This is a genomic window from Mesorhizobium sp. M8A.F.Ca.ET.057.01.1.1 (genome assembly GCF_003952565.1).
Taxonomy (GTDB): Bacteria; Pseudomonadota; Alphaproteobacteria; order Rhizobiales; family Rhizobiaceae; genus Mesorhizobium.
This window is the reverse complement of sequence record NZ_CP034454.1, coordinates 6534017-6560156: the sequence shown is the minus strand read 5'-3', so window position 1 is coordinate 6560156 and position 26140 is coordinate 6534017. Positions and strand designations below refer to the sequence as shown.

Here is a 26140-nt window from a genome sequence, read left to right as displayed (position 1 = left end):
GTTTGGTAACCCAGATTAAATCAAAATGAAGCGACGGCAGGACGCAATGCGGCCCGCCTCCGCACCATTTGGAATACGGGAAAAACGATGCGCGGATTGATTGCACTAGTTTCGAGCCTGGTCCTGGCCGCCTCGGCAGCGCCGGCGCTGGCGCAGCAGGCGACCAAGATCGGCCAGCACAATGCCTGGGGCACCTACAGTTACCAGGCGTCGGGCGGCAAGGTCTGCTACGTGCTGACCGTGCCGACCGACAAGCAGCCGCCGACGCTCGACCATGGCGACATGTTCTTCTTCGTCAGCCAGCGCCCTGGCCAGCAGGTATCCTATGAGCCGCAGTTCATTGCCGGCTACAATTTCCAGGAAGGCTCCAAGGCCACCGTCACCATCGACAAGAAGTCCTTCTCGATGTTCACCCGAGGCAAGTCGGCCTGGGTCGAGAACGCCGCCGAGGAGCCGGTGCTGATCGCGGCGATGAAGACAGGCACCGACATGAAGGTGTCGGCGAAATCGGGCCGCGGCAATCCCACGAACTATGTCTTCTCGCTGAAAGGCATTTCGGCGGCGCTGTCCTCGATCGCCAAGTGCAAATAGGCTATCTTCGTTTTTGAACCAGAGGCCGGGCCGCAACGCCCGGCCTTTTGCTTTTCAGCCCAGGCCTGATTCCGGAGCGGCCTCCGCCCGCCGCCGCCGGATCGCATCGGCGACGAAGACCCGCGACAGCGCGTGATAGAGCGGCTCGTGCGAGATCAGGCGCGCCGTGCCGTAGCCCAGCATCGAGGCCAGCATCAGGCCGATGACATTGTCGTGATTGCCGGTCATTTCGAGGATGATGACGAAGGCCGTCATCGGCGCCTGCACGACCCCGGCGAAATAGCCGGCCATGCCGAGCAGCGCCGCGATGCCGGCGCTGCCGCCGAACACCAGGCCGAGCGAACTGCCGATGCCGGCGCCGACCGCCAGCGAGGGCGCGAAGATGCCACCGGGTATCCCTGAAATCATCGACAGCAGGCCGGCCGCTAATTTCTCGGCAAAGAAGAACCAGGGCAGCGGCGTGCCTTCGACGGCGCTGCGCGCCTGTACGTAGCCGGTGCCGAAGGTCAGCCCGCCCGACGCGATGCCGATCACCGCCACGGCCAGCCCGCAGACGGCCGCCACCAGCAGGGCGCGCCACAGCGGCTGCAGCGCGTTCCAGCGCCGGATGCGCCGCGTCGCCTTCAGCGCCAGCAATGAGAACAAGGCGCCAAAGCCGCCGCCGATGACGCCACAGGCGATCACCAGCGGCCAGTCGGCGGCAAACGAGATCGTGTCCTTGGACACGCCGAAATAGGTGTAGTTGCCGAGCACGCCAAGCGAGGCGAGGCCGGCCAGGATGACCGCCGTCAGCACCAGCCCGTTGGTGCGTGCCTCATAGGTGCGGCCCATCTCCTCGATGGCGAAGACGATGCCGGCAAGCGGCGTGTTGAACGCGGCTGCGATGCCGGCGGCCGATCCGGCCAGGATCAGGCCGCGCGCCTGCGCCATGCCGCCCCAGCGTGCCGCCTGCAGCATCAGCGACGCGCCGACCTGCACGGTCGGCCCTTCGCGGCCGATGGAAGCGCCGCAGAACAGGCCGACAAGCGTCAGGGCTATCTTGCCCGCCACCAGCCGCAGCGACAGGATATGGCTGCGGTCGTCATCGTCGCGCAGATGCCGGGCGGCGATCGCCTGCGGAATGCCGCTGCCTTGCGAGCCAGGAAAGAAGGCGTGCGCCAGCCACGCGCACAGGACAAAGCCGAGCGGCGTGATCGCCAGCGGCAGATAGAACCGCCAGCCGCCATCATTGCCGATCACCACATGGAACAGCGCCTGTGCCTTGTCGGCCAGCACGGCAAACAACACGCTGATCAGGCCGATCGAGATCGCACCCGCCCAGAACACCAGGCGCGGCTGCCAGACACGGCGCGACGCCCACATGGCGCGCGAACGCCGCAGCATGGGATGTCTTCGCGATTGCCCGGCCATATCTGTCCTCTTGGGGAAAACCCCAGCCGTAACACAGGCATGACGCCAATCAAGCAAGAGTCTGATGATCGGACCGGGACCAAAAGGCCGCGCTGTTGGGCGCCCGCTCGCGAGCATGGTCCAGAAAGCGCATAAGCCTCGTTCAATCGAAGTGAAAACTGCCCGTCCCGCCGGCCTCCAGGCCGGCGGGCAAGCGCTCGCGTGATCCTCACATGGCCATTTTTTCACATTCGGCCTGGGCCTTCTTGGTCGATGTATCGATCATGTAGGCCTTACCCTTGGCGTCGGTCATCATCATCATGCAGTGCTTGATGGGCTTGGCCATTTTCATCATGTCGGCGCTCATCTTCGCGTCCGGCATCATGGTGCCCATGTGCCCGTCCGGCATGATCGCCGTCACCTGGCCACCTTTCATCATGGTCATGGTGCCCATCGTATCCTCGGCAAACGCCTGCGAGGCGCAAAGAACGGCGACGCCGGCAATGACGGTGAGTTTGATCGATTTCATTCTGCATACTCCCATTGTGCGGGGGCACAGTTGCCCCATTTCAGGGTTCGCCGATGGCTCGCCAGCCGTTACTCCGACACGAATATGTGATCGATCGCGCGCCGGAAAACAGCACCAGGCGGGCGCGGCTTGTCCAACGCGACCCGGCGGCGGGACGGGCTGCCCGATCGCCCGCGGCATGACTCTGCCGCCAAGCTGTGCTATGCGCCGCGCTTGACATCGCGCCGATGGATGAAATCGGCCGTAAACCGCTTATATCAGTGGAACCATGACCCTTTCACTCGACCTTACCGCCGAAGGCGCCCGCGACGCCTTGCGCGCTCGCCCCGCGCAGACAGAAAAACCTTCGCTGATTGGCCTGACACGGGCCGAACTCGGCGAGGCTCTCGTCGCTTCAGGCATCGTGCCGGAGCGTCAGGCAAAAATGCGCGCCCAACAGCTCTGGCACTGGATGTATGTGCGGGGCGTTTCCGACTTCGCCGGCATGTTCAACATCTCCAAGGACCTGCGCGCCGAGCTCGACAGGCACTTCACCGTCGCGCGGCCCGAAATCGTCGAGGAGCAGATTTCCGCCGACGGCACGCGAAAGTGGCTGTTCCGCTTCCCGCCGCGCGGCGCCGGCCGGCCGGTCGAGATCGAAACCGTCTATATTCCCGAGGAAGGCCGAGGCACGCTCTGCATCTCCTCGCAGGTCGGCTGTACCTTGACCTGCTCGTTCTGCCACACCGGCACGCAGAAGCTGGTGCGCAACCTGACCACGGAAGAAATCCTGGCGCAGTTGCTCACGGCGCGCGACCGGCTCGGCGACTTCCCCGACCGCGACACGCCCGACGGCGCCATCGTGCCCGCCGAAGGCCGCAAAGTCTCCAACATCGTCATGATGGGCATGGGCGAACCGCTCTACAATTTCGAGGCGGTGAAGAAGGCGCTGCTGATCGCCTCCGACGGCGACGGCCTTTCGCTGTCGAAGCGCCGCATCACGCTGTCGACCTCCGGCGTCGTGCCGGAAATTTTCCGCACCGGCGAGGAGATCGGCGTCATGCTGGCGATCTCGCTGCATGCCACCAATGACGATCTGCGCGACTTGCTGGTGCCGATCAACAAGAAGTATCCGCTGAAGGAGCTGATCGCCGCCTGCCGCGCCTATCCCGGCCTCTCCAACGCCAAGCGCATCACCTTCGAATATGTGATGCTGAAGGACGTCAACGATTCCATCGAGGACGCCAAGGGCCTGATCAAGCTGCTCAAGGGCATTCCGGCCAAGATCAACCTGATCCCCTTCAACCCGTGGCCGGGCACCAACTACCAGTGCTCGGACTGGGAAACGATCGAGAAGTTCGCCGACTACATAAACAATGCCGGCTATGCCTCGCCGATCCGCACGCCGCGCGGCCGCGACATCCTGGCCGCCTGCGGTCAGCTGAAGTCGGAATCGGAGCGCATGCGCAAGGTCGACCGGCTGGCGCTGGAAGCCATGATGATCGCGGGGCACGGCGAGGTGTGAACCATCTCGTCGCCGGCCTCACGCGCTTCGCCAGAATAGCAGTCGGCTACATCGCCGCCGTGCTGACCTCTATCCTGGTGCCTGTGCTGCTGATCGTTCTTCTGGCCGGGATCGAGGACGGCAACTGGTCGATCATTTTCACATTCGACTGGCTGGCCTCCTTCCCGCTCGCCGTGCTGACCGTGGCGATCTGCGCGCTACTGATCGTCGGTCCCGCGATCTTCCTCGCCGAACGGCTGGCGCTGCGAGGATGGTTCTACTTCGCCGTTACGGGTGCGGTCACGTCGATCGCCTTCGGTGTTTTTGTCCCCGGCTCGGCCGGAGGCTTCGTTTTCAACCCGGGCTTCCTCGGTTTTCTGGCCGCGGCCGGCATCGCCGCCGGCTGGGTCTACTGGCTTCTGGCTGGGCACAAGTCCGGGCACCTCACGGGCCGCGATCCCCGATGAACCGTCTCGTCGCCTATATCGTGCGCTTCGCCGTCATCCTGTTCGGCTACGCCGTCGCCTCGCTGGCGGCGAGCGCCTTCCTCAACATTCTGTTCCTGGCCTCGCTCGGTTACGCGCCGGCGCAAGCCCATCCGGCGGCGACGGCATCGCTCTATTTTTCCATTCCTTTCGTCGCCCTGTTCGTCGCTTATTTCGGCTTCATGCCGGCGGCGATCGTCATCCTGATTGCCGAAATCCTCGGCCGGCGCGACTGGCTATTCTACGCGCTGGCGGGCGCGCTGGTGGCGGGCGTTTTCCTCGGCCTCGTCGACAATGTCCGCGATTCCGCTTTCGCGGTCACAGAGACCAGTGCCATCATGGCCGTCATTGGCGGCGGCATGGTCGGCGGCATCTTCTACTGGCTCAGCGCCGGGCGCTGGGCGGGAAGCTGGTGGGTTGAGAGAGCCCCTACTTCGCCTGGGCCGTCAGGATCTTGAGCGCGAAGGCCGAGAACACGCCGGCGAAGAGATAGTCGACCACCCGCGTCACGCGCGGGCTGGCCTTCATCGCCGCCGAGAATTTTTCCGCCGCCAGCACCATCGGCACCGTCACCGGGATCGACAGCACGATGAACATGGCCCCGAGGAAGAACAGCTTCCCAGGCGCGTTCGGATCGTGCGCGGAGACGAATTGCGGCAGGAAGGTCATGAAGAACAGGATGATCTTCGGGTTGAGCAGGTTGACGCCGAGCCCCGCCGCCCAGCTGCGCAGCAGCGAAATCCGCGGGCCTGTCTTCTTCTCCGGCGAGAAGGCCGATCCCTTGGCGATCGCCTGCCACGCCAGGAAGACGAGATAGCCGGCGCCAAAGATTTTCAGCACGAAGAAAGCCATCGGCGAGGCGACGATCAGCGCCGAGACGCCGACCACCACCAGCGTGGTGTGGATCAGCGTGCCGCACAACGCGCCGGCCATCGAGGCAAATCCGGTGGCCCGCCCCTGGCTCAGCGTGCGCGAGACGAACAGCGTCATGTCAGGGCCTGGCGTGATCGCCAGGATCACCGTGGCGATCGCGAACTGGATCAGCGTGGTGGTGTCGGGAATGAAGGACATGCAAGGCCCCTGGGCAATCCCGAGGAAAGTGTGAAACGGCTTTCCGTGCGGATTGCGTCAAAACAGAAAGATCGAGCGGTCCACCCCGTGAAACGGTAGGCCGCTCGGAATGCGAACGCCTATACAGGACGTGCGGCGATGGCGCCAGACACTGCGGGGCGAGCTGCGTCGCGCCAGGCAGATACTTCTTCAACGCCGGCCTTGCCACCCCTCGGGCCATGGATCGTGACCGAGCGGGAGGCTGCGGCCACGGCAAAATCGAGTGCCTCGGCGAAGACCTGTCCGCGCGACAGGCACCAGGTCAAGGTTCCGCCGAAAGTGTCGCCAGCGCCGGTCACGTCGACCACATTGACCGGATAACCCCGGGTGCGAAGGATCGCCTCGCCATTGCTTGCCTCGGCCCCGTCGCCTGCCAGGGTGCGAACCACCCATGACAGTCGTGCCGCGCGCATCCAGCCGCCAATAAGCGACAGATCGTCATGCCCAAAGGCGGCGCGAAAGCCCATCTGATTGAAGATGACGGCTTCGGCCCCGGCCAAATAGGGCAGATCCTGCGCGCTGCAGCCGCCGACATCGAGGTCGAAATCGTGCGGCGCCCATGCGCGCGCAGATCCGCCAGCAATCTTGCCTGGGCAAGCACCTCGCCGCCGATCCGGCAATGCAGTCGGCGCGCGCGGTAGAGCGTCGTATAGAGAAAGCCCGGCGCGCGCAGCGCGGCCAATGTCGCCGCCGGCAGCCACATCGGTTGCTGGCCCATTTCGACGGTCAGCACGATGTGTTCGCCGTCGACAAGGAAGATCAGGTTGCGCGATTCTGGAATGGCCGGATCGGTCAGCATGTGCGCCACGCCGACATCGTTGGCACGCAGATCGGCGACCAGCCGCCGCGACAGCGGGCTGTCGTTCAGCAGCGATATGAACTCGGTCGCCCCGCCCAGGGCCGCATGGACGACAGCGGCGTTCGCGATCGAACCACCGGCTTCGGCCGGCATTTCGGTGACCATGCCCTTGTCGGCCCGGCCCGGCCAGCGATCGGCGGTGTAATACTCGTCGAGCGCCACATCGCCGATGAAGAAGGCGGTCATGCATGCATTCCCTGGTTCGCGTCTGCACAGACCAGGAGTGCCCCGCCTTCGACGGGAACCCAGGGATTGGCGCCAAGTCCGCAGATCGCCATCCAGAAATAGGGTGTCGGGCGTGTCAGGCCCCGGCAGGCATCGTGCCAGATACCTCGATCCATCACCACCGCCTGGCCGGGCGAAATCACGAATGCCTCGATCTCGTCGCGGCGGGGCGCCGACATGGCGGAAGCCGGAGCCACGGCGAGCACAACCGGCGCATCCGCGCAAAAGATGGCCTCTTCCGTGCCGGGATGCCGTTCCATCTCCGTGCAATGCCAGGGGGCGGCTTCGCCGCTGGTCATGCCAAGATGGCCGCTGCCGCCGATCAGCGGCTTGTGGGTGAACCCGTCCTGCCAGCCATTGCCAAGCGTCCAGACGACCTTCCGGTCGCTGCCGCCCAACAGGTCATAAACGGTGCCGAAGCGCGCGAACGCCTCGGCGGTCGCGGGGCGCGCGACGACATGGTCCTGCCTGGTCATGCCGCAGCCCGCAGCGAACGCACGGCCCGCATGAAGCGTACGACATGGTTGGCCTCCATCGCACCGGTATCCCGGTGATCGCGCTTCAGCCAGCTTCCCACGATTGCGCCATCGGCAACCGCCAATTGTTCGGCGGCATTGGCTTCCGTCATCCCGGCACCGATCAGGAGAGGCACCGTTCCGCCCGTCGCGGCACGGAATCTTGCCACCTTGCCGAGCTCCGTCGGCTCGCCAGTCGCGTTTGAGGTCACGACCAGCGCGTCACTGCGAGCGGCGCCGATCTGGACATCCTCGGCCTCCGGCCGGCCGGAAAGGACAGGCTTGTACTTGAAACGCACCCCGCCAAGCAGCAGCACGGGAACGGCGGCCCTATGCGCGGCCAGTTTCGCGGCGAAGGGCGCATCGGCTTCGGGCGGCAGATGGCCCGCGACGGAATCGATCTGGATGAAATCCACGGGATAGCGGCCAGCCAATGCAAAGGCCGATGCATCGTCGCGCAGCACGTTGACGCCGATCCTGGCACCCAGGCCCAGTCCGCAGATGCGGTCAAGCGCGCGCTCGACATCGTCGGCGTCGCCGAAGTAGTTTTCGACCACCAGCCCATCCACACCCCGACATTGCTAACTGTCAAGCGGCTATCGCGACCCCAGGGGCAGTTGATGCATGTCGCGTGGAAGTGGCCGCCTGCGCTTGCTCGCTTTGCGGTTCCTGCTAAAAGGCGCTCCGACAATCCGTGACGCCCTTGCCTCAAGCGTCCGCTTTTCGACGGAGCAGAAATGTCCAAGACCAAAGACGTCAAGAAGGTCGTGCTCGCCTATTCCGGCGGCCTTGACACATCCATCATCCTGAAATGGCTGCAGACCGAACTCGGCGCCGAAGTCGTCACCTTCACCGCCGATCTCGGCCAGGGCGGCGAATTGGAGCCGGCGCGCAAGAAGGCCGAGATGATGGGCATCAAGGACATCCGCATCGTCGACGTGCGCGAGGAATTCGTCGCCGACTTCGTCTTCCCGATGTTCCGCGCCAACACCGTGTATGAAGGCACCTATCTCTTGGGAACCTCGATCGCGCGGCCGCTGATCTCGAAACACCTGGTCGATATCGCCAGGGAGACCGGCGCCGATGCGATCGCGCACGGCGCCACCGGCAAGGGCAACGACCAGGTCCGCTTCGAGCTTTCGGCCTATGCGCTCAACCCCGACATCAAGGTGATCGCGCCATGGCGCGACTGGTCGTTCAAGTCGCGCACCGACCTGATCAACTTCGCCGAACAACATCAGATTCCCGTGGCCAAGGACAAGCGCGGCGACGCCCCGTTCTCGGTCGACGCCAATCTTCTGCACTCCTCTTCGGAGGGCAAGGTTCTGGAAGACCCATGGAGCGAGCCGCCGGAATTCGTCCACCAGCGCACCGTGTCGCCGATGGACGCGCCTGATACCGTCACCGAGATCGAGATCGAGTTCCTCAAGGGCGATCCGGTCGCGCTCAACGGCAAGAAGCTGTCGCCGGCCACCATGCTGGCCGCCCTCAACGATCTCGGCCGCGACAATGGCATCGGCCGGCTCGACCTGGTCGAGAACCGTTTCGTCGGCATGAAATCGCGGGGCGTGTATGAAACGCCCGGCGGCGCCATCCTGATCGTGGCCCATCGCGCCATCGAATCGATCACGCTCGACCGCGGCGCTGCGCACCTCAAGGACGAGTTCATGCCACGCTACGCCGAGCTCATCTACAACGGCTTCTGGTTCTCGCCCGAGCGCCAGATGCTGCAGGCAATGATCGACAAGAGCCAGGAAGACGTCGAAGGCACGGTGCGGCTGAAGCTCTACAAGGGCAATGTCATGGTGACCGGCCGCAAGTCGAAGAAGACGCTCTATTCCGATGCGCTGGTCACCTTCGAGGACGACCGCGGCGCCTACGACCAGAAGGACGCCGCCGGCTTCATCCGCCTCAACGCGCTGCGGCTGCGCACGCTCGCCGCGCGCAACCGCAAGGGCTGATATCCAGACAGCCAGAGACTACCAATCATGCCTAACAAACCCGGCGGAAACGTCGGGTTTTATTTTGTTTCACTAATATAACCAGCATAATGCCGGCCGCAGTCGGTTCCTGTTTGACCTTCTAGCAGCTTCATTTAAGTTCATTTGTGGGTTCAGGGGTTATCACATTGAAAAATAGCATTTCTCTTCTGCTTGGCGCGGCCGTCGTCTTGTCGGTGTGCCAGGCCTCACAGGCAGGCCCCAAGCGTGACCCGAAGGTGGATATGAGCGAATGTATCGCCTCCGCCCGCAAATCGGACCTTACGTTCAAGCATGACATGGCTTTGTTCATGGGCGTCTCGCAGGAGCGCATGCCCGCCCTGTTTTGCCAGCGCCTGGCCGACGGGATACGCAGCGGCCGCATCAGCTATTCCGACATAAACAGGCTGCAGCTCGACCAGTCGACCGAAATCTGGATGGTCCTCAAGGGCAAGGCGAAGGGGGCTGCGCCTACGCAATCCCAGGCGCCGCGGTCGCCCAATTTCCGCAACTGCAGCGGCATTGACGGCGCTTTTCAGGTTCCCGCTTCCCAGAAATGCCCGGCGAGCGGCTACGCGCAAAATTCCGGAGTCCCTACGGCCATCCAGGGCAAGCGAAAGGCGGTTACCCCCGCGCAAGGGAACCCCAGATTCCGCAACTGCAGCGGCATTGACGGCACTTTTCAGGTTCCCGCTTCCCAGAAATGCCCGGCGAGCGGCTACGCGCATTATTGAGAGTGATATGCCCCGGCGCTCGGCCATTCCTGGAATGGGTTTCCTGCCCGCATTGGCTGTCCTGGCAAGCTTGGCTGTTGCCAAAGCCAACGACCATGACTCCGCCTCTCTCGACCTTGCCGCGCTGATCGAGTGCCGGATCGACGTGCCCAGCTACAACGGCTTTGCTCTCTGGCTGGCCGGCGAGCCCGGCGCCGCGAAGGCGCTGAGCTGGAAAGAAGTTCCGTCAGGCAATCCGTTCCTGCGCCAATACAACTTGTCCGCCCCGGTCCACGTCTTCGGGCGCGAGACCGGAGCGATCGTCTTTACCGCGACAGGCCCGATGGCGGTGCTTGACGGCATCGCCGCGCCGGACCTCGCCCGCCAGCTCGACGTCCCGGCGACGGTCTCGATGCCTGGCAAATTCCTCGGCGAGAAGGTCGTGGCCGAAAACACCGAGGAAGCCGGCGGCGTGAGCCTTGTCACGCGCATCACGCTCAACGTCTCGACGGTCGAGTCCCATCCCGGCAAGACGCTGGCCGGCTGCTCCTATGCGCTCGACGTGAAATGAAAAACCCGGCGCGGAGGCCGGGCTCTTCGTTCAATGCCGTATGGTTCGATCAGTCGGCGTCGATGGCGTCGGCGATGCGGGCGATGGCCTGCTGATAGACGTTTGCCGAATTCCAGCCGGCAATCGCGCCCATATTGGCGCTCGCGCTCGCGCCGGCCCGCCAGCCATGACCCTTGAGGTAGTTGGCGGTGGAAGCCAGCGCGGTGGCCTTGTCGCGCAGGTTGCCGTTGCCGACCGCATACTTCAAGACATTGCCGGGCAGGAACTGCGTGTGGCCAACCTCGCCATGCATGGCGCCGACCGACGAGGAGGTCAACGCGCCGCGGTCAACCAGCTTCAGGGCCGCGATGGCATGCGGGTGGAAATAGTCCGGACGGCGGCAATCATAGGCAAGCGTCAAAATGGCGGAGACCGTGTTCTGGTTGCCCATCGAGGCACCGAAGCCGGTTTCCATGCCCCAGATGGCGAGCAACACGCCCGGCGACACGCCGTAATTGGCTTCGATCTGGTTGAACAGCGCCGCGTTCGACTTCTTCAGCGAACGGCCCTTGGAAATGATCGCCGACCCGCCACGGCGTTTCATGAAATCGTCCACCGAGCCGCTGAAAGCCTTGTGGATGGCGCGGTCCGCGGAGATCGTCCTCGTTGCGTAGGTGGCTCCGGCCAGAGCGGCCAGGCCCCTCGACCCGACACCCTCGGACTTGGCCTCGGCGGCGAAATCCTGCTTCCAGGCGTCGAAGCCGGCGCCGGTCTTGCCGCAGCTGGCCGCCGCCTGCGCGCCCGTTACCAGCCCAAGCACCGCCACCACCGCGGCCGCTAAAATCCTACCCTTGGCAAGAAATGCCATATTGTTCTCCTGATTGCCTGATTCACGTCCCGATTGCGAATTTGCCAGCGAAACGCGCATTTGTCACCGTCTGTGGCGCGATGCTGGCGAATGCCGGGGAATTTGCCTACGATCAAGTGATTATTATGGCGAGGCCAGGCATGAAAGACCTTGATGCCGGCCAGACCCATCAGCGGGGGTGCCCGGATCGGCGAAGCGAAATAGTCTCGATGGAGTGCGGAACGCCGGCCGGCGGTTCGCGTTTGGGCACGGGCCGCCATGCATCCTATGCCCTCCTGATGAATTGAGACCGAGATGAAACTTTTCGACTGCCCGCATTGCGGCCACCGTCTCTATTTCGAGAACGCCCAGTGCCTGAACTGCCGCAGTCTCGTGCTCTACGATCCCGAGGGCGCGCGCTTTGTCTTGTCCGGCGTCGATGGCGCCATCCAGTGCACCAACGCCGACGAATGCGCCTGCAACTGGATGGCCGAGCCGGGGCAGGTCTTCTGCCGCGCCTGCGGGCTGAACCAACTGATCCCCGACCTCTCCGTCGACGGCAACCGCCGCCGCTGGATCCGTGTCGAGGCGGCGAAAAAGCGCGCCATCTATTCGCTGCTCGCCTTCGGCCTGCCGGTCGCGCCCAAGCAGAGCCCGACGGACGAAATCGGGCTGGCCTTCGACTTCCTCGCCGATCCGATCGGTGGCGGCCCGGGCGGCGAACGGATTCTCACCGGTCACGACAACGGCCTGATCACGCTGAACGTCGCGGAGGCCGATTCAGCCGAGCGCGAAAGACGTCGCATCGAGATGGGCGAGAACTACCGCACCCTGCTCGGTCATTTCCGCCACGAGCTCGGCCATTATTACTGGGACCGCCTGATCCGCGACGATCCGCAACAGCTGGAAGCCTTCCGCGCTTTGTTCGGCGACGAACGCGCCGACTACGAACAGGCGCTGAAGGCTTACTACGCCAACGGCGCCGCCCCCGACTGGCAGCAAAACCACATCTCGGCCTACGCCACCTCGCACCCGTGGGAGGACTGGGCCGAAACCTGGGCCCACCACCTGCACATCACCGACACGCTGGAGATGGTGCATGCCCTGAACTTCCCGCTAGGCCGGCTAGAGACGGTGGAGGCGAATGAATTGCCGCGGGGCGACACCGGCGGCGCGCTGCAGGCAGCGCCTTCGGAGCCTGCAAACACGCCCGAGCCCTTCGACAGGATCCTTGCCCGCTGGCTGGTGCTGTCGGAAGCCTCCAATTCGATCAACCGCTGCATGGGCCTGCCCGATCTGTACCCCTTCGTCATTTCGGACGTGACGGCGCAAAAACTCGCCTTTGTTCACGACCTTGTGACCGATTTGCCGAAAGGCGCGGGAACAAATCGTGAGTTGGCTCGCGCACTTTAGCCGGAACGCATGCGCCGCTGCCCCGTTTTCACAGCCGAGGGATCACGAAAACGGAGAGAACCCATGAAAGCCTTATTGTTTCCCGCAATAGCGGGAATGCTGACCGCGATGTCTGGCGCCGCGTTGGCCGATACCGCTGTCTCGGCGGTCACCGATCTCAATGTGCGCGCCGGCCCGGGTCCGCAATATCCGGTGATCGGCGTGCTCGCCGCGGGCCAGTCGGCGACGCTCAACGGCTGCATCGAAAACAGCAAATGGTGCACGATCGCCGAAGCCGGCGGCCAGGGCTGGGTCTATTCCGACTACGTCACCGCCGATTTCGGCGGCAGCCGCGTGGTGCTGACGCAGCGCCGCTCCGCTGTCGCCGTCGTCTCGCCTCCGGACGACATCGGCAACTACTCCACCGACTATACCGGCGCGATCATCTCCAGCGATCCTGTCGTAGGCGAATTTCCCGCGCCGCCGGCCGCGGTGCGGACCTATGTCGACACCCACCGCCTGGACCCCGTCTATCTCGACGGCGAGGTGGTCACCGGCGCGACCCTGCCCGACACGGTCGAGCTGCGCGAAATTCCTGACTACAACTACCGCTATGTCTATGTGAACGGCCAGCGCGCGCTGATCGATCCGCAGACACGGCGCATCATGTACGTGGTGCGTTGATAGACGCCGGCGGTCGCCGTCGCGGCCGCCGGCGACACCTGGATAGGCGATCGCGGCAGGCTGGCCGGCGCCGGGTGCCGCGGCTGCCGGTTTGCGCCTATCCTGCTGATAGCGATTCCGATTCCCGAGGCCTTCGGCTAGATCAAGCGGCGATGGATTGGGATCGAGGACAAGCGTGACAATCGACGAGACTGCCTTCGAGCGCTATCGCAACACCCCGAACGCCAAGACGACCTTGCTGCGCCTGTTGCTGGGGACGCTGATCGTCGTCCTGTTCTGGGGCGCCGCCACCGCGGCGGTGCTGTTCGGCGGCAGCCATGTTTACTTCGCCTGGCAGGCGGAGACTTCGCCATACGGCATGGAGGGTTTCCTTGCCTCGCCGATCGGCATCCTCAGCGCGCTCACCTCTTTCGCCGGAATCTGGATCGGCCTGTGGATCGCCATGCGCTGGGTGCATGGCGAGCCGCTGTCGGCTCTCCTCGGCGCCAGCCGTCGCGCATCGCGACGGGACTTCCTCAAGGGGCTGATCGCGGTGCTGATTACCTCGGCCTTGTCCGAAATCCTGCTCTATCTGCTGGAGCCGGGGATCGCTCGCGGCACGATCAGCCTGTCGTCCTGGCTGCTGTTCGCGATCCCGATCGTCGCGCTCACCTTGCTGCAGACCTCGTCGGAAGAGGTGCTGTTTCGTGGCTACCTGCTGCGCGGCCTGGCCAACCGGTTCCGCAACCCTTTCATCTGGGCGCTGCTGCCTGGCCTGCTGTTCACCTCGCTGCACTGGAGCGGCGGCTCCTCAGCCGCCATCAACGCCTGCGTCCTGGTCTCTATCGCCGCTTTCGCCCTGCTTCTGACGCTCGTGGTCTATGCCACCGGCAATCTCGGCGCGGCACTTGGCGCTCATCTCGGCAACAACCTGACAGGCTTCCTGCTGATCTCGCATCAGGAGAGCTACAATTCCTTCGCCTTGTTCACCGCTAAGCCGCTCGAAGGGCCGGGCTGGATGATGTCGGATGCCATTGTCATCGCGCTCATCGGCATCGCCTGCAGCCTGCTGACGATTGTCTTGCTGCTGCATCCGCGCTCGCCGCTGAGGGTTACGGCCGATGTTACGAACGGCGCGGATGCGGTCTGATCGCGGCCCGGGAAACGGCGTGACGCGGCCCTTGTCTTGACTCTCGCGCCGTTTTCCTGTCTACACGCCCCGAATTCCGCGACGAGTATCCCTCCGAGCAAGCCGACCAGGACGCCGAAGCCTCTTTGGGGCCAAGTGCTGTAAACAGATCCTGGAGGCCAACACCCGGCAGCGCTGTGCGCCCCCGGGTGCTTTTTGGTTTTGGGCTTTTACTTGGACTGGCTTTTGCTTGGAGACTGGGCGCGAACGCATTACCTCTCGGGTCGAACGAACCGGGATCGAAGGAAGCAAGATGTTTGAATCGCTGCAGGAGCGCCTTGGCTCCATCCTGAACGGCCTGACCGGTCGCGGCGCGCTGTCGGAGGCGGATGTCTCGGCGGCGTTGCGCGAGGTGCGCCGTGCGCTGCTCGAGGCCGACGTGGCGCTGGAAGTGGTGCGCTCCTTCACCGACAAGGTGCGCGAGAAGGCCGTCGGCGCGGCGGTGCTCAAGTCGATCAAGCCGGGACAGATGGTCGTCAAGATCGTCCATGACGAGCTGGTCGACATGCTCGGCGCCGAGGGCGTCGCCATCGACCTCAACGCGCCGGCCCCGGTCGTCGTCATGATGGTCGGCCTGCAGGGCTCCGGCAAGACGACGACTTCGGCCAAGATCGCCAAGCGCCTGACCGAGCGGCAGAACAAGAAGGTCCTGATGGCCTCGCTCGACACGCGGCGTCCCGCCGCGCAGGAGCAGCTGCGCCAGCTCGGCGAGCAGGTCAAGGTCGCGACGCTACCTGTGATATCAGGCCAGAACCCGGTCGATATCGCCAAGCGCGCCGTGCAGGCGGCCAAGCTCGGCGGCCATGACGTCGTCATCCTCGACACCGCCGGCCGCACCCATATCGACGAGCCGCTTATGGTCGAGATGGCCGACATCAAGAAGGTGTCGAGCCCGCACGAAATCCTGCTGGTCGCCGACTCCCTGACCGGCCAAGACGCCGTCAACCTGGCGAAAAGCTTCGACGAGCGCGTCGGCATCACCGGCCTGGTGCTGACCCGCATGGACGGCGACGGCCGTGGCGGCGCCGCGCTTTCGATGCGCGCCGTCACCGGCAAGCCGATCAAGCTGATCGGCACCGGCGAGAAGATGGACGGGCTTGAGGAATTCCACCCCAAGCGCATCGCCGACCGCATCCTGGGCATGGGCGACATCGTCTCGCTCGTCGAGAAGGCAGCAGAAAACATCGACGCCGAGCAGGCGGCGGCGATGGCCAAGAAGATGCAGTCGGGCAAGTTCGACCTGAACGACCTCGCCCAGCAGCTTCAGCAGATGTCGAAAATGGGCGGCATGGGCGGCATCATGGGCATGATGCCCGGCATGGGCAAGATGAAGGACCAGATGGCCGCGGCCGGCCTGGACGACAAGATGTTCGGCCGCCAGCTCGCCATCATCTCCTCGATGACCAAGGCCGAGCGCGCCAATCCCGACATGCTGAAACACTCGCGCAAGAAGCGCATCGCCGCCGGCTCCGGCACCGATGCCGCCGAGATCAACAAGCTGCTCAAGATGCATCGCGGCATGGCCGACATGATGAAGGCGATGGGCGGCAAGGGCAAAGGCGGCGGCCTCATGCGCGGCATGATGGGCGGTCTTGCCTCCAAGATGGGCCTCGGCGGCATGATGCCGGGTGGCATGGGCGGCATGATGGGCGGCGGCATGCCCGATCTGTCGAAGATGGACCCCAAGCAGCTCGAAGCCTTGCAGAAGCAGGCGCAGGCCGCCGGCCTCGGCGGCATGAAGGGCTTGCCTGCCCCGGGCGGCGCTGGCCTGCCGGGCTTGCCCGGCGGCATGAAACTTCCGGGGCTTCCCGGCCTTGGCGGCGGTGGCGGCCTGCCGGGTCTCGGCAAGAAAAAGTGAGGACGCTATGAACGAAGAAAAGGACATGGCCGACGCCCGCATCATCCTGGCCGGCTACCGCGCCTCGATCGACAACATCGACGCGGCCCTCATCCATATGCTGGCCGAGCGCTTCCGCTGCACCAAGGCGGTCGGCGTGCTCAAGGCCGAGCATGGCCTGCCGCCGGCCGACCCGGCGCGCGAGCAGCAGCAGATCGCCCGTCTGCGACAGCTGGCGCATGACGCGCATCTCGACCCCGATTTCGCGGAGAAATTCCTCAACTTCGTCGTCCGCGAAGTGATCCGCCACCACGAACAGATAGCCGCTTCGAACAGCGGCGGGTCAAAAAACTCGCTGCCAACGGCGTGACGAAAACCGGCTGATGACCAGCCTCGATTAATTAACGAAATCAGAGCTTTTAGGAGAAAAGAAATGGCACTGAAGATCAGACTGGCCCGTGCGGGCTCGAAGAAGCGTCCTTACTACCACGTCGTCGTCGCCGACGCCCGTTCGCCCCGCGACGGCCGGTTCATCGAGTCGCTCGGCTCGTGGAATCCGCTGCTGCCGAAGGACGGCGAGCGCATCAAGGTCGACGCCGACCGCGTCAAGCATTGGCTGTCGCACGGCGCCCAGCCGACCGACCGCGTGCTGCGCTTCCTCGATGAAGCCGGCCTTGCCAAGCGCGAAGCCCGCTCCAACCCGAAGAAGGCCGAGCCCGGCAAGAAGGCGCAGGAACGCGCCGCCCTGCTGAAGAAGGCCCAGGAAGACGCCGCTGCCGCCGTGGCCGCGGCCACTGCCGCACCGGCTGAAGCGGAAGCCGCCACGGCGGAATAGTCGCTTCCTATTCCTTGCGGAAACAGAACGGCGGGCCTGTGCCCGCCGTTTTGCTGTTTGCAATCTTGGTCGCCGATCAATAGCCGCTTGGGCAGCGATCGACATAGGTGCGACCGTAGCGGTCGCGGTACCGGCATTGGCCGCTTTCGCTGGCATGGCCGATCAGCGCACCGGCCACGGCGCCGACTGCACCGCCGACGACTGCACCCTGAACCGGGTCACCAGCCACCGCTGCGCCGACCGCGGCACCGCCAAGGCCACCGACGGCCGCGCCTTTCTCCGTTTGCGAACAGGCACCGAGCGCCGTCGTCAGCACTAGAATGGTCAGGATTTTCTTCATTTGTCGTTCCTCTCACATGCGGGTCGCCGTCTCGCCGCCAAGGGCTTAACTCTCAGACGGCTAATTTGATCCCGAGGAGAATGAAGATCGCGACGACACCCAGAAGCGGTTGGCGAGGAACTGCTACCCGCTGAACGGGATCAGAGCGCGCACCCTGGGGTCGCGCAGATAGAGGCCGCCCCAAAGGATGATGCCGAGATAGACGCCGAACAGCGTGTGCGAAAACAGCGGATTGCCGATCCGCGCATTGGTGGCGATGGCGCCGCCCATATAGGCGGTGAGCAGGATGGCGCCGAGGACCGAGGTTCGCGGCAGTGCGTAGAGCGCGGTCGAGACCAGGCCGATAACACCCAGCATGCGCGCGACGTTGGCATCGGCCGGCCAGCCGAGCGGCACCATCGTCTGGGTGACGATATCGAGCGGCGGCAACTTGATCGCGCCGTCGAAGATCATGAACAGGACGATGAGGCCGCTGAGCACGCGGCCGGTCCACAAGGCGCCGGACGAGACGGGCGCGATTTCGGAAATGCTCATTGGTGTTCCCTCCGGTTGGTTAGCCCGCTTTTCAGCGGGGTCGACCCAAGGACGTGCCGTGAGGCGTCGATCCGACAAGTATCCGGATACTTTGACGGTGCGGCCTTACGAAAAATAGAACCTTTCGGCCGGCAGCATCTTTGGCGGCGTTTCGCCCAGGGCCTCGAACACAGAGATTTCACAGACCCGGCACAGGCCGTCGAGCGCGAGGTCATTGGCTTCGGTGCCGAACGGATCCTCGAGCTCTTCCGAAAGCGCGTCGAGGCTGAAGAAGGTGTAGGCGATCAGTGCGGTGAACAATGGCGTCGCCCAGCCGGTGGTCGAGATCAGGCCGATCGGCAACAGCAGGCACACGATGTAGGCCGTGCGGTGCACCAGCAGCGTGTAGGCGAAGGGCAAGGGCGTGCCGGCGATCCGCTCGCAACCGGCCTGGATGGCGGTGATTGATGCCAGCCTCTCATCCAGGATGCGGAAACCGATCGTGTCGAGTTCGCCACCCTGGCGCTGCGCGTTGGCGCGGCGGCCCATGCGCCTGACCATCTCGTCCGCCGGATTGGCGAAACGCGCCGCCGTCTCGGCTTCTGCTTCGATGAAGGCACGGACGTCCTTGACGCTGTCGATCCTGCGCAACTGGCCGCGCAGGAAATGACAGAAGGCCAGCGCCTCCATCAGCAAGGCGCGTTGCTCGGTCCGATCGGGGATGAGGCTGGTCGTGGCGCGGGCCAGATTGCGGATTTCGAAGACCAGCGCGCCCCACAGCTTGCGCGCCTCCCACCAGCGGTCATAGGCGGCGTTGTTGCGAAACGACAGATAGATCGACAAGGTTACGCCGACCAGGCCGAAGGGCGTGATGTTGAAGACGCCGAGATCGAGCTGGAACCAGCGCGCCACGACGAGGATGACCGCCGAATAGATCGCGAAGCCGAAAATCTGCGGCAGGATGCGTGGCACCACCGAGCCGCGCATGATGAAGAACAGCTGCAGGAAGGTGGGGCGCGGACGGACGATCATTGGGGGCCTTTCACGGACCGGCGTCGGCCCTCAGCTCCTGTATTGTGCGATGCGCCAGATGCGCAAGCTCAGCCGCCAGCGCCGTCGTCATGTCGTCCATTCGCTGTGCGGACTACCGGTGTGTGCAGGTTGCGGATATTGAGAAACCTGCGGCCCTCCCGATACAGGCGAGAAAATGACAGGCGAGACCGATCTGAGGACTCTGTTGGCGTCGATGGCGCCGGAATTGCTTGATGGCACCTATGTCTTTGCCACGCTGGAGCCCGGCGTTCCACAGCCCGAAGGCCTGGAGCCGGTGATGGTGTTTCGCGAGCGCGAAGGCACGACGCTGATCGTGACCGAGGAAGCCGCGCAGACCACAGGGCTGGCGGCTTCATTCCGCTGCCGGATGATCACGCTGAACATCCACTCCTCTCTGGAAGCCGTCGGCTTCCTCGCCGCCATCACCGCGCGCCTCGCCGCCGCCGGCATGGGCGTCAATCCGGTCTCGGCTTTCTATCACGACCATCTGTTCGTGCCGGCAGAGCGGGCGCAGGAGGCGATGGCATTGTTGCTAAAGCTGGCGGAGGACAGCGCCATCTGAAATCAGCGCCTGTGGACATAAAGAATGTCCGGCAGCCCTTCCTCGTTGGTCGTGCCGTCGCCGAATGCCTCCGCCTGGAACCCATGACGCTCATAGAACCGCCGGGCGCCGGTATTAGCCTGGAAGCAATGGAGTTTGACTTGAGGCAGCGCGGCGGTCGCGTCCATCAGCAGCCGGCTGCCGATGCCTTGCCCGGTCGATGCCGGGTCGAGATAGAGCTGTTCCACCCAATCGCCGATGACGGCGATGAAGCCGACAATGTCGGCGCCATCCTCGGCGACCGTGACCTGCTGGTTGGGCAACACGATATCGCGGATGAAGAAAAAATCTTCCTCCGGTGTGTGCAACACTGGCATCCAGTCGAACGCGTTGAGCGCCGCGCGCATAGTCTTGGCGATGGCGGCGGCATCGGAAGCGGTAGCCGCTCGCAGCAAGACTTCAGGAAAATTGGACATCCCGGCGCCGCCCCTCATCCGCCCTTCGGGCACCTTCTCCCCGTGAACGGGGAGAAGGGAGCTAACGGCCGAAGGCCGAGCCCGCGACCGCGGGCCGCCGGTCATCCGGCGCCCTCGCGGAGGGCCAGCCGCGGCAGCGGCGGTGCGGCCCGCGCGCGAAAAGTCAGGCCGCCTTCTTCTTCGGCTGGATGAGGCCGCGCTCGACCAGCAGCTCGGCGATCTGCACCGCGTTCAGGGCCGCGCCCTTGCGCAGATTGTCGGAGACGATCCACATCGACAGGCCGTTGTCGATGGTCGAATCCTCGCGGATGCGCGAGATGAAGGTGGCGTCCTCGCCGGCCGATTCCAGCGGCGTGATGTAGCCGCCGTCCTCGCGCTTGTCCAAGACCTGGCAGCCCGGCGCCTCGCGCAGGATGTCGCGCGCCTCGTCGGCGGTGATCGGCTTTTCGAACTCGATGTTGACCGCTTCCGAATGGCCGATGAACACCGGCACGCGCACGCAGGTCGCCGTCAGCTTGATCTTGGGATCGAGCATCTTCTTGGTCTCGGCGACCATCTTCCATTCTTCCTTGGTGGAACCGTCATCGAGGAAGACGTCGATATGCGGAATGACATTGAAGGCGATGCGCTTGGTGAACTTCTTGACGTCGACCTGGTCGGCGACGAACACCGCGCGCGTCTGCGTGAACAGCTCGTCCATGCCTTCCTTGCCGGCGCCCGACACCGACTGGTAGGTGGCGACGACGACGCGCTTGATGGTGGCGGCGTCATGCAGCGGCTTCAGCGCCACGACGAGCTGCGCCGTCGAGCAGTTCGGGTTGGCGATGATGTTCTTGCGCGTGAACAGCGAGATCGCGTCCGGATTCACTTCCGGCACGATCAGCGGCACGTCCTGGTCGTAGCGGAAGGCCGACGAATTATCGATGACGACGCAGCCCTGCTTGCCGATCTTTGGCGACCATTCCTTGGAGACATTGCCGCCAGCCGACATGATGCAGATGTCGGTGTCGGAAAAATCATACTGGTCGAGCGGCCTGACCTTCAGCGTGCGGTCGCCGAACGACACTTCCGTGCCCATGCTGCGCCGCGAGGCCAGCGCCACGACTTCGCTCACCGGAAAGCCGCGCTCTTCCAGTATGTTGAGCATTTCCCGGCCCACATTGCCCGTGGCACCGACGACTGCAACCTTGAAACTCATAGAAATCTCCTGTCCCTCTCCGCTTGGTTTTTGGAGAGAACCCGCCGGCCAAGTGCGGGTTCCGTCCCCCGGGCCGGACCCGGGAGAGGGTGGTTAGGCCAAGGGAATCACACCGTTTTGGTGGTGGTTTTTTGGCCACGGTTTTGCTGGAACGAGCGGACGCGCCGACACGCCCGGCCCAATGGTTCGCATTGAGGCTGGGGGCATCGAATGCAAGAAGAGCCATCATAAGGCCGCGCATCGAAAAACGATCCCGTTCGAAGCGGGCTTTTACGCGGTTTGCGGCAGGAGTCAATTGGCGGCGCGCCGCATAGCCTTCATGGCACCCTGTACAAGAAGGGCGGCAGGAAGTACGAACGGCCAAGATTGTTTGGCTGGCGCGGCGCCAGCCCCGGCATGTGCTCCATGATGAGCGCAGAACCCTGAATTCCGAAAGAACGAGATGTCCAACTTCGATGGTATTGTTCCCGCGCTGGCCCAAGCGCTGGAAAAACGCGGCTATTCCGACCTGACGCCGGTGCAGAAGGCGGTGCTGGAGCTCGGCCAGGCCGACGCGCTGGTGTCGGCCCAGACCGGCTCGGGCAAGACCGTTGCCTTCGGCCTTGCCATGGCGCCGACGCTGCTCGACGGCGCCGAACGGTTCGGCCCGGCCGCGGCGCCGCTGGCATTGGCGGTGGCGCCCACGCGGGAGCTGGCGCTGCAGGTGACGCGCGAGCTCGAATGGCTCTACGAGCCGACCGGCGCCACGGTGGCGTCCTGCGTCGGCGGCATGGACATGCGCACCGAACGGCGCGCCTTGGAGCGCGGCGCCCATATCGTCGTCGGTACGCCCGGCAGGCTGCGCGACCACATCACCCGCAATTCGCTCGACATGTCGACGCTCAAGGCCGTGGTTCTCGACGAGGCCGACGAGATGCTCGATCTCGGCTTTCGCGAAGACCTCGAATTCATCCTCGACGCCGCACCGGCCGACCGCCGCACGCTGATGTTCTCGGCCACCGTGCCGCGCTCCATCGCCACGCTCGCCCAGGGTTATCAGCGCGATGCCGTGCGCATCTCGGCCGCCGGCGAGGAGAAGCAGCATCTCGACATCGAGTATCGGGCGCTGAATGTCGCCCAGGCAGACCGCGAGAACGCCATCATCAACGTGCTGCGTTTCTACGAGGCCAAGAATGCGCTGGTGTTCTGCAACACCCGTGCCGCCGTCAACCATCTCACGGCCCGCTTCAACAACCGCAATTTTTCCGTCGTGGCGCTCTCGGGCGAGCTCAGCCAGAACGAACGCAGCCACGCGCTGCAGGCGATGCGCGACGGCCGCGCGAAAGTCTGCATCGCCACCGATGTCGCGGCGCGCGGCATCGACCTGCCCAATCTCGAGTTGGTGATTCACGCCGACCTGCCGACCAATCCGGAAACGCTGCTGCACCGCAGCGGCCGCACCGGGCGTGCCGGGCGCAAGGGCGTCAGCGCACTGATTGTGCCCGGCAGCGCCCGCAGGCGCACCGAGCGGCTGCTGCAAAGCGCCAAGCTGACGGCGACATGGGCGAGCCCGCCCTCGGCCGACGACGTAATGCGCCGCGACGACGAGCGCATCCTTGCCGATCCAGCTTTCGACGAACCGGTGAAGGATGACGAGCGTGCGTTCATCGACGCGCTTCTCGCCAGGCACGGCGCCGAACAGGTGGCGGCCGCCTTCGTGCGCCAGTGCCGCTCCAGCCGCTCAGCGCCCGAGGACCTGATGGAGGTCGCGCCGTTCACGCCTTCGCGTGAAGGACTGGCGCGTGAAAGGCAGCCGGGCGAGAAATTCGCCCCTCGCGACGAGGCGCCCAGCCGCCGCGACGATTTCGGCGCCAGCGTCTGGTTTTCGCTCTCGGTGGGGCGCCGGCAGAATGCCGAGCCGCGCTGGCTGATCCCGATGCTGTGCCGTGCCGGCAGCATCTCGAAGCGCGAGATCGGCGCCATCAAGATGCAGCCGGAAGAGACGTTCGTGCAGATCGCCGCCGACTGGGCGGACCGGTTCGTGGCGGCAATCGGCCCCGACCGCAAATTGCAGGGCACCATCCTGGTGAAGCGGCTGGACGGCACGCCGGACCTGTCACGGGCCGGCTATCAGCCGCCGAGCCCGGACAAGCATCGCGGCAAGGCGCCGTTCGACCCGAACGCGCCGAAGCGCAAATTCGACAAGCGTGCTCCGGCTTCAGCCGACCAGCGCCCGGCCGCCGCGCATGAGGCAAAACCGTGGGCGAAGAAGCCGGGCAAGCCGAAATTCGAAAATACCGGCGCGCCGAAGCACAAGAAGACGAAGAAGCGGCCTTCATAGGATCGCGCTGAGCCAGGCGGTTGCGATCAGCGTGGCTGGTGTTCGGCGCGCTGGCGGGCCGCGCTCTCCTTCAGGCCGGCCTTGATGGCGGCCCAGCTTGCCGATGCCGGCGTCGGCCGGTGGTTTTGGGCGATGCGCCCCGCCAGCGCGGATCGCCAGGCATGGTCTTCCGCCATTTTGCGGATCGCAGCGTACCAGCCGGCCTGGTCGTCGGGGTCGATGGCCGGCATCATTCCGCCGGTCGCCTCGATCAGTGACGGCGCGGTAGAGACGATGACCGGAACGCCGAAATCGAGACATTCCGAAGCGCCGTAGCCCCAGCCCTCTATATGCGAGGGAAAGACGCCGAAAGCGGCGCTGCGATAATAGCCGATGAGCTCCTCGTCGCTGACCAGCCCGGTGAAGGTGACCGACTGGAGCAGCTCGGGATGCGCCTCGAGATAGGCGCGCAGCGGCTCGATCATCCAGCCCCAGCGCCCGGCGCAGACAAGCCGCGGCAGTTTTACGCCTTCTTCCAGTGCCTGCTGCCAGATCCGGGCCAGCAGGATGTGGTTCTTGCGCACTTCGATGGTCGAACAATAGATGACGAACGGTTCGCCGGTCTCGATGCGCGAGGTCGCGCCCATGCGCGAAGCGGTTTCGTGCAGGATCGAAGGCATCGGAAACCGGTACACCACAGGCGCGGCGATGCCGGCCTTGCGCATGTGATCGGTCAGCGTCGCGCCAACCTCGTCCGAAGCACAGAACGCCGGCGCGCCACTGCGCACCAGCTGTTCGAGGTAAGAGCCGAAACGGGTTTCGCCGATACCCGAACCGACCAGGTCCGGGCGCAGCGCCGGGATGAGATCGTGGCAAAGCAAGGCAAGCTTGCCTGCGGCGCTTGAAACCGCGGACCGGTCTTGCTGGGTCAGGACATGATGGCTGATCAGCACGAGGCCCGGCTCCGCCTCGGTGCTCTGGCCCGGTGCATTGGGCTCCGCGCCCAACCGGGTCCGTGCTCGCTGGTACAGACGATAGGCGCGGATCAGCAGCCGCGTCGCCTGGTAGGCGACCCCTTTGCGGCCGTTTGTCACCGTCCTGGCAAGATGACGGTCCGTCTCGCGCTTGTTCCATGGCTGCTGCCTCACCGCAGCCAAAGCCTGCGACAGGGCCGTGCGTCTTCCCGGCCACCGTTTGACACGGTGCGGTGAAATCCGGCCCGTCGCGACGTGATCCAGTTCATAGGGGGCAAGCGGCCGAAACTTGCCCTCGTTCGGCCTGAACGCCACCACCTCCACGCAAGGATCGGGATCCGCCAGCGCCGCGTTGACGAGAAAGCTCTCCACGCGCGGAATGCCCGCCAGGCCCTTGCCGGCCGGCCACAACATCAGTCCGGTGGCGTCGATGGCCAGGACGGGAGAAGCCGGTCCTGATGGCATCATCACCGCGCCATCCGCGGTCACCGCGCCGGCATCGGAACGTTCGACTGTCATTGTCTGCCTTGGCCAAAACGGTTGCACTCGATGTCTTATGCTTCATTTGCCGCGAAGGCGGTAGCCATGGGCGGCTTGCCCATCGGCTCGGCCCTGTGCCACATCTTGGCAGGGACGTGGCGACAAGGGGTGGGCGATGCGCGGCGAAGTTCTCCACTATGACGAGGACCAGGGCTTCGGCTTCATCACCGGAGCCGACGGCAACCGCTACACCTTCACCCGTGAGAACCTGCGCCGGCCAACCGCCATGCCCAAGGGGACGGCGGTCGAGTTCCAGGAGGGCGGCGGTCAGGCGCGCGACGTTTTCTCGATCGCCGCGCAGGCCGCAAGCCCTGCCACCGACGCCGCCACGGGCACCGCACCGGCTCAAGCTGGCCCCGCACCTGCGGCCGCCGCATCGCACGCGCAGCATTTCGGCCGGATGTCCGAGCCAACCGAACCCACCGATCTCTGGGGCTATTTCTGGCGTGGACTGACGCAGAACTACTTCAACTTTGCTGGCCGTGCCCGGCGCAAGGAATATTGGGGCTACTGCCTGTTCTGGGTGGCTTGCCTGCTGATCATCTTCGGCATCGGCATCGTCACCGATATCGAAATCGGCAATTTCGACACCGACGTTTCGGCGGCAGTCACCGTTGGCCTGTGCGGCACCTTCCTGCTGGCGACGTTCCTGCCCGGCCTCGGCATGACCGTACGCCGGCTGCACGACATCGGCCTGTCGGGCTGGCTCTATCTACTGATCCTCATTCCGAGCATCGGCAGCCTGATCATCCTGGTCTTCGCGCTGATCCCGACCCAGGCGCGGGAAAACCAGTGGGGACCGGTGCCGGCTGGGGTCAGGATTTAGCTGGCGTGTGCGGAAATTGTCGGGGACCGGTGCCGGCTGGGGTCAAGGTCTAGGGCACAGGCCAAGGCCTCCTCCCTTTAAACTCGCGAAAACAATGGGTTGTATGACCCAGAAACCTTCGGTCGGCCGGAATACGTCACAGATGGAGATTACTCTTGCAATTTAATCCGTGCGCAGATAGTCTGTGCG

29 protein-coding genes and 1 pseudogene are annotated in these 26140 nt (G+C 64.6%); 16 read left to right on the top strand and 14 right to left on the bottom strand.

All coding sequences use genetic code 11. The features are described from left to right. Window positions 1-87: 87 nt before the first annotated feature. Window positions 88-591, top strand: a complete 504-nt coding sequence (locus tag EJ077_RS31155; protein WP_015314944.1) for an invasion associated locus B family protein — start codon at window positions 88-90, stop codon at window positions 589-591. 54 nt (window positions 592-645) lie between these two features. Here EJ077_RS31155 and EJ077_RS31150 read toward each other — a convergent pair whose 3' ends face one another. Together EJ077_RS31150 and EJ077_RS31145 are read right to left on the bottom strand one after the other, a co-directional pair. Then, a complete protein-coding gene (locus EJ077_RS31150) occupies window positions 646-2001 on the bottom strand; it encodes a chloride channel protein (protein ID WP_208698862.1) in 1356 nt (451 codons plus the stop codon). 208 nt (window positions 2002-2209) lie between these two features. Beyond that, window positions 2210-2509, bottom strand: coding sequence for a hypothetical protein (locus tag EJ077_RS31145; RefSeq protein ID WP_208698860.1), 300 nt, complete (start codon window positions 2507-2509; stop codon window positions 2210-2212). Between the two features lie 268 nt (window positions 2510-2777). Here EJ077_RS31145 and rlmN point away from each other — a divergent pair, with 268 nt between their 5' ends. From rlmN to EJ077_RS31130, 3 genes are read left to right on the top strand one after another with little or no spacing between them, the layout of a single operon-like run. Next, window positions 2778-4013 carry a 23S rRNA (adenine(2503)-C(2))-methyltransferase RlmN gene (gene rlmN, locus EJ077_RS31140; protein WP_208698858.1) on the top strand — a complete coding sequence of 412 codons (1236 nt, stop codon included), beginning with the start codon at window positions 2778-2780 and terminating at the stop codon, window positions 4011-4013. Next, complete coding sequence (locus tag EJ077_RS31135; RefSeq protein WP_208698856.1) at window positions 4010-4459, top strand: hypothetical protein; 450 nt, start codon at window positions 4010-4012, stop codon at window positions 4457-4459. Before rlmN ends, EJ077_RS31135 begins: the two co-directional genes overlap by 4 nt. Next, window positions 4456-4935, top strand: a complete 480-nt coding sequence (locus tag EJ077_RS31130) for a hypothetical protein (protein WP_208698854.1) — start codon at window positions 4456-4458, stop codon at window positions 4933-4935. Before EJ077_RS31135 ends, EJ077_RS31130 begins: the two co-directional genes overlap by 4 nt. On the opposite strand, the gene EJ077_RS31125 is transcribed toward EJ077_RS31130, so the two are convergent. The 5 genes and pseudogenes from EJ077_RS31125 to EJ077_RS31110 all read right to left on the bottom strand — a co-directional run bounded on the left by EJ077_RS31125 (window position 4907) and on the right by EJ077_RS31110 (window position 7743). Then, window positions 4907-5548 (bottom strand): LysE family translocator, encoded by a 642-nt coding sequence (locus tag EJ077_RS31125; protein WP_208698852.1) that lies wholly within the window; start codon window positions 5546-5548, stop codon window positions 4907-4909. The genes EJ077_RS31130 and EJ077_RS31125 overlap by 29 nt on opposite strands. A 119-nt stretch (window positions 5549-5667) precedes the next feature. Beyond that, a complete protein-coding gene (locus EJ077_RS32930; RefSeq protein WP_367142403.1) occupies window positions 5668-6054 on the bottom strand; it encodes a carbohydrate kinase family protein in 387 nt (128 codons plus the stop codon). 311 nt (window positions 6055-6365) lie between these two features. Continuing rightward, window positions 6366-6539, bottom strand: a pseudogene (locus EJ077_RS32925) (PfkB family carbohydrate kinase); the annotation flags it as partial. A gap of 89 nt (window positions 6540-6628) precedes the next feature. Next, on the bottom strand, window positions 6629-7147 hold the full coding sequence (locus tag EJ077_RS31115; protein ID WP_208698848.1) for an ureidoglycolate lyase: 519 nt from the start codon (window positions 7145-7147) through the stop codon (window positions 6629-6631). Further along, a complete protein-coding gene (locus EJ077_RS31110; RefSeq protein WP_208698846.1) occupies window positions 7144-7743 on the bottom strand; it encodes a BtpA/SgcQ family protein in 600 nt (199 codons plus the stop codon). The genes EJ077_RS31115 and EJ077_RS31110 overlap by 4 nt, the downstream gene beginning before the upstream one ends. Before the next feature lie 180 nt (window positions 7744-7923). On the opposite strand from EJ077_RS31110, the gene EJ077_RS31105 reads away from it, so the two are divergent. From EJ077_RS31105 to EJ077_RS31095, 3 genes are all read left to right on the top strand, one after another. Continuing rightward, complete coding sequence (locus EJ077_RS31105; RefSeq protein WP_208698844.1) at window positions 7924-9147, top strand: argininosuccinate synthase; 1224 nt, start codon at window positions 7924-7926, stop codon at window positions 9145-9147. A gap of 263 nt (window positions 9148-9410) precedes the next feature. Next, complete coding sequence (locus tag EJ077_RS31100) at window positions 9411-9899, top strand: hypothetical protein (protein WP_245458588.1); 489 nt, start codon at window positions 9411-9413, stop codon at window positions 9897-9899. Between the two features lie 7 nt (window positions 9900-9906). Next, window positions 9907-10449: a hypothetical protein gene (locus tag EJ077_RS31095; protein WP_208698842.1), complete on the top strand. Its 543-nt coding sequence runs from the start codon at window positions 9907-9909 to the stop codon at window positions 10447-10449. Window positions 10450-10498: 49 nt separating this feature from the next. On the opposite strand, the gene EJ077_RS31090 is transcribed toward EJ077_RS31095, so the two are convergent. After that, a complete protein-coding gene (locus EJ077_RS31090) occupies window positions 10499-11296 on the bottom strand; it encodes a lytic murein transglycosylase (RefSeq protein WP_208698840.1) in 798 nt (265 codons plus the stop codon). A 294-nt stretch (window positions 11297-11590) separates the two neighbouring features. Between EJ077_RS31090 and EJ077_RS31085 the strand changes: the two genes are divergently transcribed. From EJ077_RS31085 to rpsP, 6 genes are all read left to right on the top strand, one after another. Then, window positions 11591-12688 (top strand): zinc-binding metallopeptidase family protein, encoded by a 1098-nt coding sequence (locus EJ077_RS31085; protein WP_208698838.1) that lies wholly within the window; start codon window positions 11591-11593, stop codon window positions 12686-12688. Window positions 12689-12751: 63 nt separating this feature from the next. Continuing rightward, window positions 12752-13351 carry a DUF1236 domain-containing protein gene (locus EJ077_RS31080; protein ID WP_208698835.1) on the top strand — a complete coding sequence of 200 codons (600 nt, stop codon included), beginning with the start codon at window positions 12752-12754 and terminating at the stop codon, window positions 13349-13351. Between the two features lie 175 nt (window positions 13352-13526). Beyond that, on the top strand, window positions 13527-14480 hold the full coding sequence (locus EJ077_RS31075) for a CPBP family intramembrane glutamic endopeptidase (protein ID WP_208698833.1): 954 nt from the start codon (window positions 13527-13529) through the stop codon (window positions 14478-14480). Between the two features lie 292 nt (window positions 14481-14772). Further along, the gene (ffh, locus tag EJ077_RS31070; RefSeq protein ID WP_208698831.1) at window positions 14773-16377 is read left to right on the top strand and encodes a signal recognition particle protein; all 1605 of its coding nucleotides are present in this window, start codon (window positions 14773-14775) and stop codon (window positions 16375-16377) included. A 7-nt stretch (window positions 16378-16384) separates the two neighbouring features. Next, on the top strand, window positions 16385-16726 hold the full coding sequence (locus EJ077_RS31065; RefSeq protein WP_208698828.1) for a chorismate mutase: 342 nt from the start codon (window positions 16385-16387) through the stop codon (window positions 16724-16726). A 63-nt stretch (window positions 16727-16789) separates the two neighbouring features. Next, entirely contained in the window at window positions 16790-17191 is a 402-nt protein-coding gene (gene rpsP / locus EJ077_RS31060; RefSeq protein ID WP_127279014.1) for a 30S ribosomal protein S16, read from the top strand. A 76-nt stretch (window positions 17192-17267) separates the two neighbouring features. Here rpsP and EJ077_RS31055 read toward each other — a convergent pair whose 3' ends face one another. The 3 genes from EJ077_RS31055 to EJ077_RS31045 all read right to left on the bottom strand — a co-directional run bounded on the left by EJ077_RS31055 (window position 17268) and on the right by EJ077_RS31045 (window position 19076). Further along, window positions 17268-17531, bottom strand: a complete 264-nt coding sequence (locus EJ077_RS31055) for a YMGG-like glycine zipper-containing protein (protein ID WP_127279015.1) — start codon at window positions 17529-17531, stop codon at window positions 17268-17270. A gap of 123 nt (window positions 17532-17654) precedes the next feature. Then, window positions 17655-18065, bottom strand: coding sequence for a DoxX family protein (locus tag EJ077_RS31050; protein ID WP_208698826.1), 411 nt, complete (start codon window positions 18063-18065; stop codon window positions 17655-17657). Window positions 18066-18170: 105 nt separating this feature from the next. Beyond that, on the bottom strand, window positions 18171-19076 hold the full coding sequence (locus EJ077_RS31045) for a bestrophin family protein (RefSeq protein ID WP_208698824.1): 906 nt from the start codon (window positions 19074-19076) through the stop codon (window positions 18171-18173). A 175-nt stretch (window positions 19077-19251) separates the two neighbouring features. On the opposite strand from EJ077_RS31045, the gene EJ077_RS31040 reads away from it, so the two are divergent. Continuing rightward, window positions 19252-19659 (top strand): ACT domain-containing protein, encoded by a 408-nt coding sequence (locus EJ077_RS31040; RefSeq protein WP_208698822.1) that lies wholly within the window; start codon window positions 19252-19254, stop codon window positions 19657-19659. A gap of 2 nt (window positions 19660-19661) precedes the next feature. Here EJ077_RS31040 and EJ077_RS31035 read toward each other — a convergent pair whose 3' ends face one another. Continuing rightward, the gene (locus tag EJ077_RS31035; RefSeq protein ID WP_245458587.1) at window positions 19662-20219 is read right to left on the bottom strand and encodes a GNAT family N-acetyltransferase; all 558 of its coding nucleotides are present in this window, start codon (window positions 20217-20219) and stop codon (window positions 19662-19664) included. Window positions 20220-20277: 58 nt separating this feature from the next. Further along, window positions 20278-21312: an aspartate-semialdehyde dehydrogenase gene (locus tag EJ077_RS31030; RefSeq protein ID WP_127279020.1), complete on the bottom strand. Its 1035-nt coding sequence runs from the start codon at window positions 21310-21312 to the stop codon at window positions 20278-20280. Window positions 21313-21754: 442 nt separating this feature from the next. Between EJ077_RS31030 and EJ077_RS31025 the strand changes: the two genes are divergently transcribed. Continuing rightward, window positions 21755-23632 (top strand): DEAD/DEAH box helicase, encoded by a 1878-nt coding sequence (locus EJ077_RS31025; RefSeq protein WP_208698820.1) that lies wholly within the window; start codon window positions 21755-21757, stop codon window positions 23630-23632. A gap of 26 nt (window positions 23633-23658) precedes the next feature. Here the strand turns inward: EJ077_RS31025 and EJ077_RS31020 are convergent, their stop codons facing one another. Next, on the bottom strand, window positions 23659-25104 hold the full coding sequence (locus tag EJ077_RS31020) for a glycosyltransferase (protein WP_208698818.1): 1446 nt from the start codon (window positions 25102-25104) through the stop codon (window positions 23659-23661). Between the two features lie 136 nt (window positions 25105-25240). Between EJ077_RS31020 and EJ077_RS31015 the strand changes: the two genes are divergently transcribed. Beyond that, window positions 25241-25951, top strand: a complete 711-nt coding sequence (locus EJ077_RS31015) for a DUF805 domain-containing protein (RefSeq protein ID WP_208698816.1) — start codon at window positions 25241-25243, stop codon at window positions 25949-25951. The last annotated feature ends 189 nt before the right edge of the window (window positions 25952-26140 follow it).

Coding starts and splice junctions, on each gene's coding strand:
- EJ077_RS31155 (WP_015314944.1), top strand. CDS start 88: ATGCGCGGATTGATTGCACTAGTTTCGAGCCTGGTCCTGGCCGCCTCG.
- EJ077_RS31150 (WP_208698862.1), bottom strand. CDS start 2,001: ATGGCCGGGCAATCGCGAAGACATCCCATGCTGCGGCGTTCGCGCGCC.
- EJ077_RS31145 (WP_208698860.1), bottom strand. CDS start 2,509: ATGAAATCGATCAAACTCACCGTCATTGCCGGCGTCGCCGTTCTTTGC.
- rlmN (WP_208698858.1), top strand. CDS start 2,778: ATGACCCTTTCACTCGACCTTACCGCCGAAGGCGCCCGCGACGCCTTG.
- EJ077_RS31130 (WP_208698854.1), top strand. CDS start 4,456: ATGAACCGTCTCGTCGCCTATATCGTGCGCTTCGCCGTCATCCTGTTC.
- EJ077_RS31125 (WP_208698852.1), bottom strand. CDS start 5,548: ATGTCCTTCATTCCCGACACCACCACGCTGATCCAGTTCGCGATCGCC.
- EJ077_RS32930 (WP_367142403.1), bottom strand. CDS start 6,054: ATGGGCTTTCGCGCCGCCTTTGGGCATGACGATCTGTCGCTTATTGGC.
- EJ077_RS31115 (WP_208698848.1), bottom strand. CDS start 7,147: ATGACCAGGCAGGACCATGTCGTCGCGCGCCCCGCGACCGCCGAGGCG.
- EJ077_RS31105 (WP_208698844.1), top strand. CDS start 7,924: ATGTCCAAGACCAAAGACGTCAAGAAGGTCGTGCTCGCCTATTCCGGC.
- EJ077_RS31100 (WP_245458588.1), top strand. CDS start 9,411: ATGAGCGAATGTATCGCCTCCGCCCGCAAATCGGACCTTACGTTCAAG.
- EJ077_RS31095 (WP_208698842.1), top strand. CDS start 9,907: ATGCCCCGGCGCTCGGCCATTCCTGGAATGGGTTTCCTGCCCGCATTG.
- EJ077_RS31090 (WP_208698840.1), bottom strand. CDS start 11,296: ATGGCATTTCTTGCCAAGGGTAGGATTTTAGCGGCCGCGGTGGTGGCG.
- EJ077_RS31085 (WP_208698838.1), top strand. CDS start 11,591: ATGAAACTTTTCGACTGCCCGCATTGCGGCCACCGTCTCTATTTCGAG.
- EJ077_RS31080 (WP_208698835.1), top strand. CDS start 12,752: ATGAAAGCCTTATTGTTTCCCGCAATAGCGGGAATGCTGACCGCGATG.
- ffh (WP_208698831.1), top strand. CDS start 14,773: ATGTTTGAATCGCTGCAGGAGCGCCTTGGCTCCATCCTGAACGGCCTG.
- EJ077_RS31065 (WP_208698828.1), top strand. CDS start 16,385: ATGAACGAAGAAAAGGACATGGCCGACGCCCGCATCATCCTGGCCGGC.
- rpsP (WP_127279014.1), top strand. CDS start 16,790: ATGGCACTGAAGATCAGACTGGCCCGTGCGGGCTCGAAGAAGCGTCCT.
- EJ077_RS31055 (WP_127279015.1), bottom strand. CDS start 17,531: ATGAAGAAAATCCTGACCATTCTAGTGCTGACGACGGCGCTCGGTGCC.
- EJ077_RS31050 (WP_208698826.1), bottom strand. CDS start 18,065: ATGAGCATTTCCGAAATCGCGCCCGTCTCGTCCGGCGCCTTGTGGACC.
- EJ077_RS31045 (WP_208698824.1), bottom strand. CDS start 19,076: ATGATCGTCCGTCCGCGCCCCACCTTCCTGCAGCTGTTCTTCATCATG.
- EJ077_RS31040 (WP_208698822.1), top strand. CDS start 19,252: ATGACAGGCGAGACCGATCTGAGGACTCTGTTGGCGTCGATGGCGCCG.
- EJ077_RS31035 (WP_245458587.1), bottom strand. CDS start 20,219: ATGACCGGCGGCCCGCGGTCGCGGGCTCGGCCTTCGGCCGTTAGCTCC.
- EJ077_RS31030 (WP_127279020.1), bottom strand. CDS start 21,312: ATGAGTTTCAAGGTTGCAGTCGTCGGTGCCACGGGCAATGTGGGCCGG.
- EJ077_RS31025 (WP_208698820.1), top strand. CDS start 21,755: ATGTCCAACTTCGATGGTATTGTTCCCGCGCTGGCCCAAGCGCTGGAA.
- EJ077_RS31020 (WP_208698818.1), bottom strand. CDS start 25,104: ATGACAGTCGAACGTTCCGATGCCGGCGCGGTGACCGCGGATGGCGCG.
- EJ077_RS31015 (WP_208698816.1), top strand. CDS start 25,241: ATGCGCGGCGAAGTTCTCCACTATGACGAGGACCAGGGCTTCGGCTTC.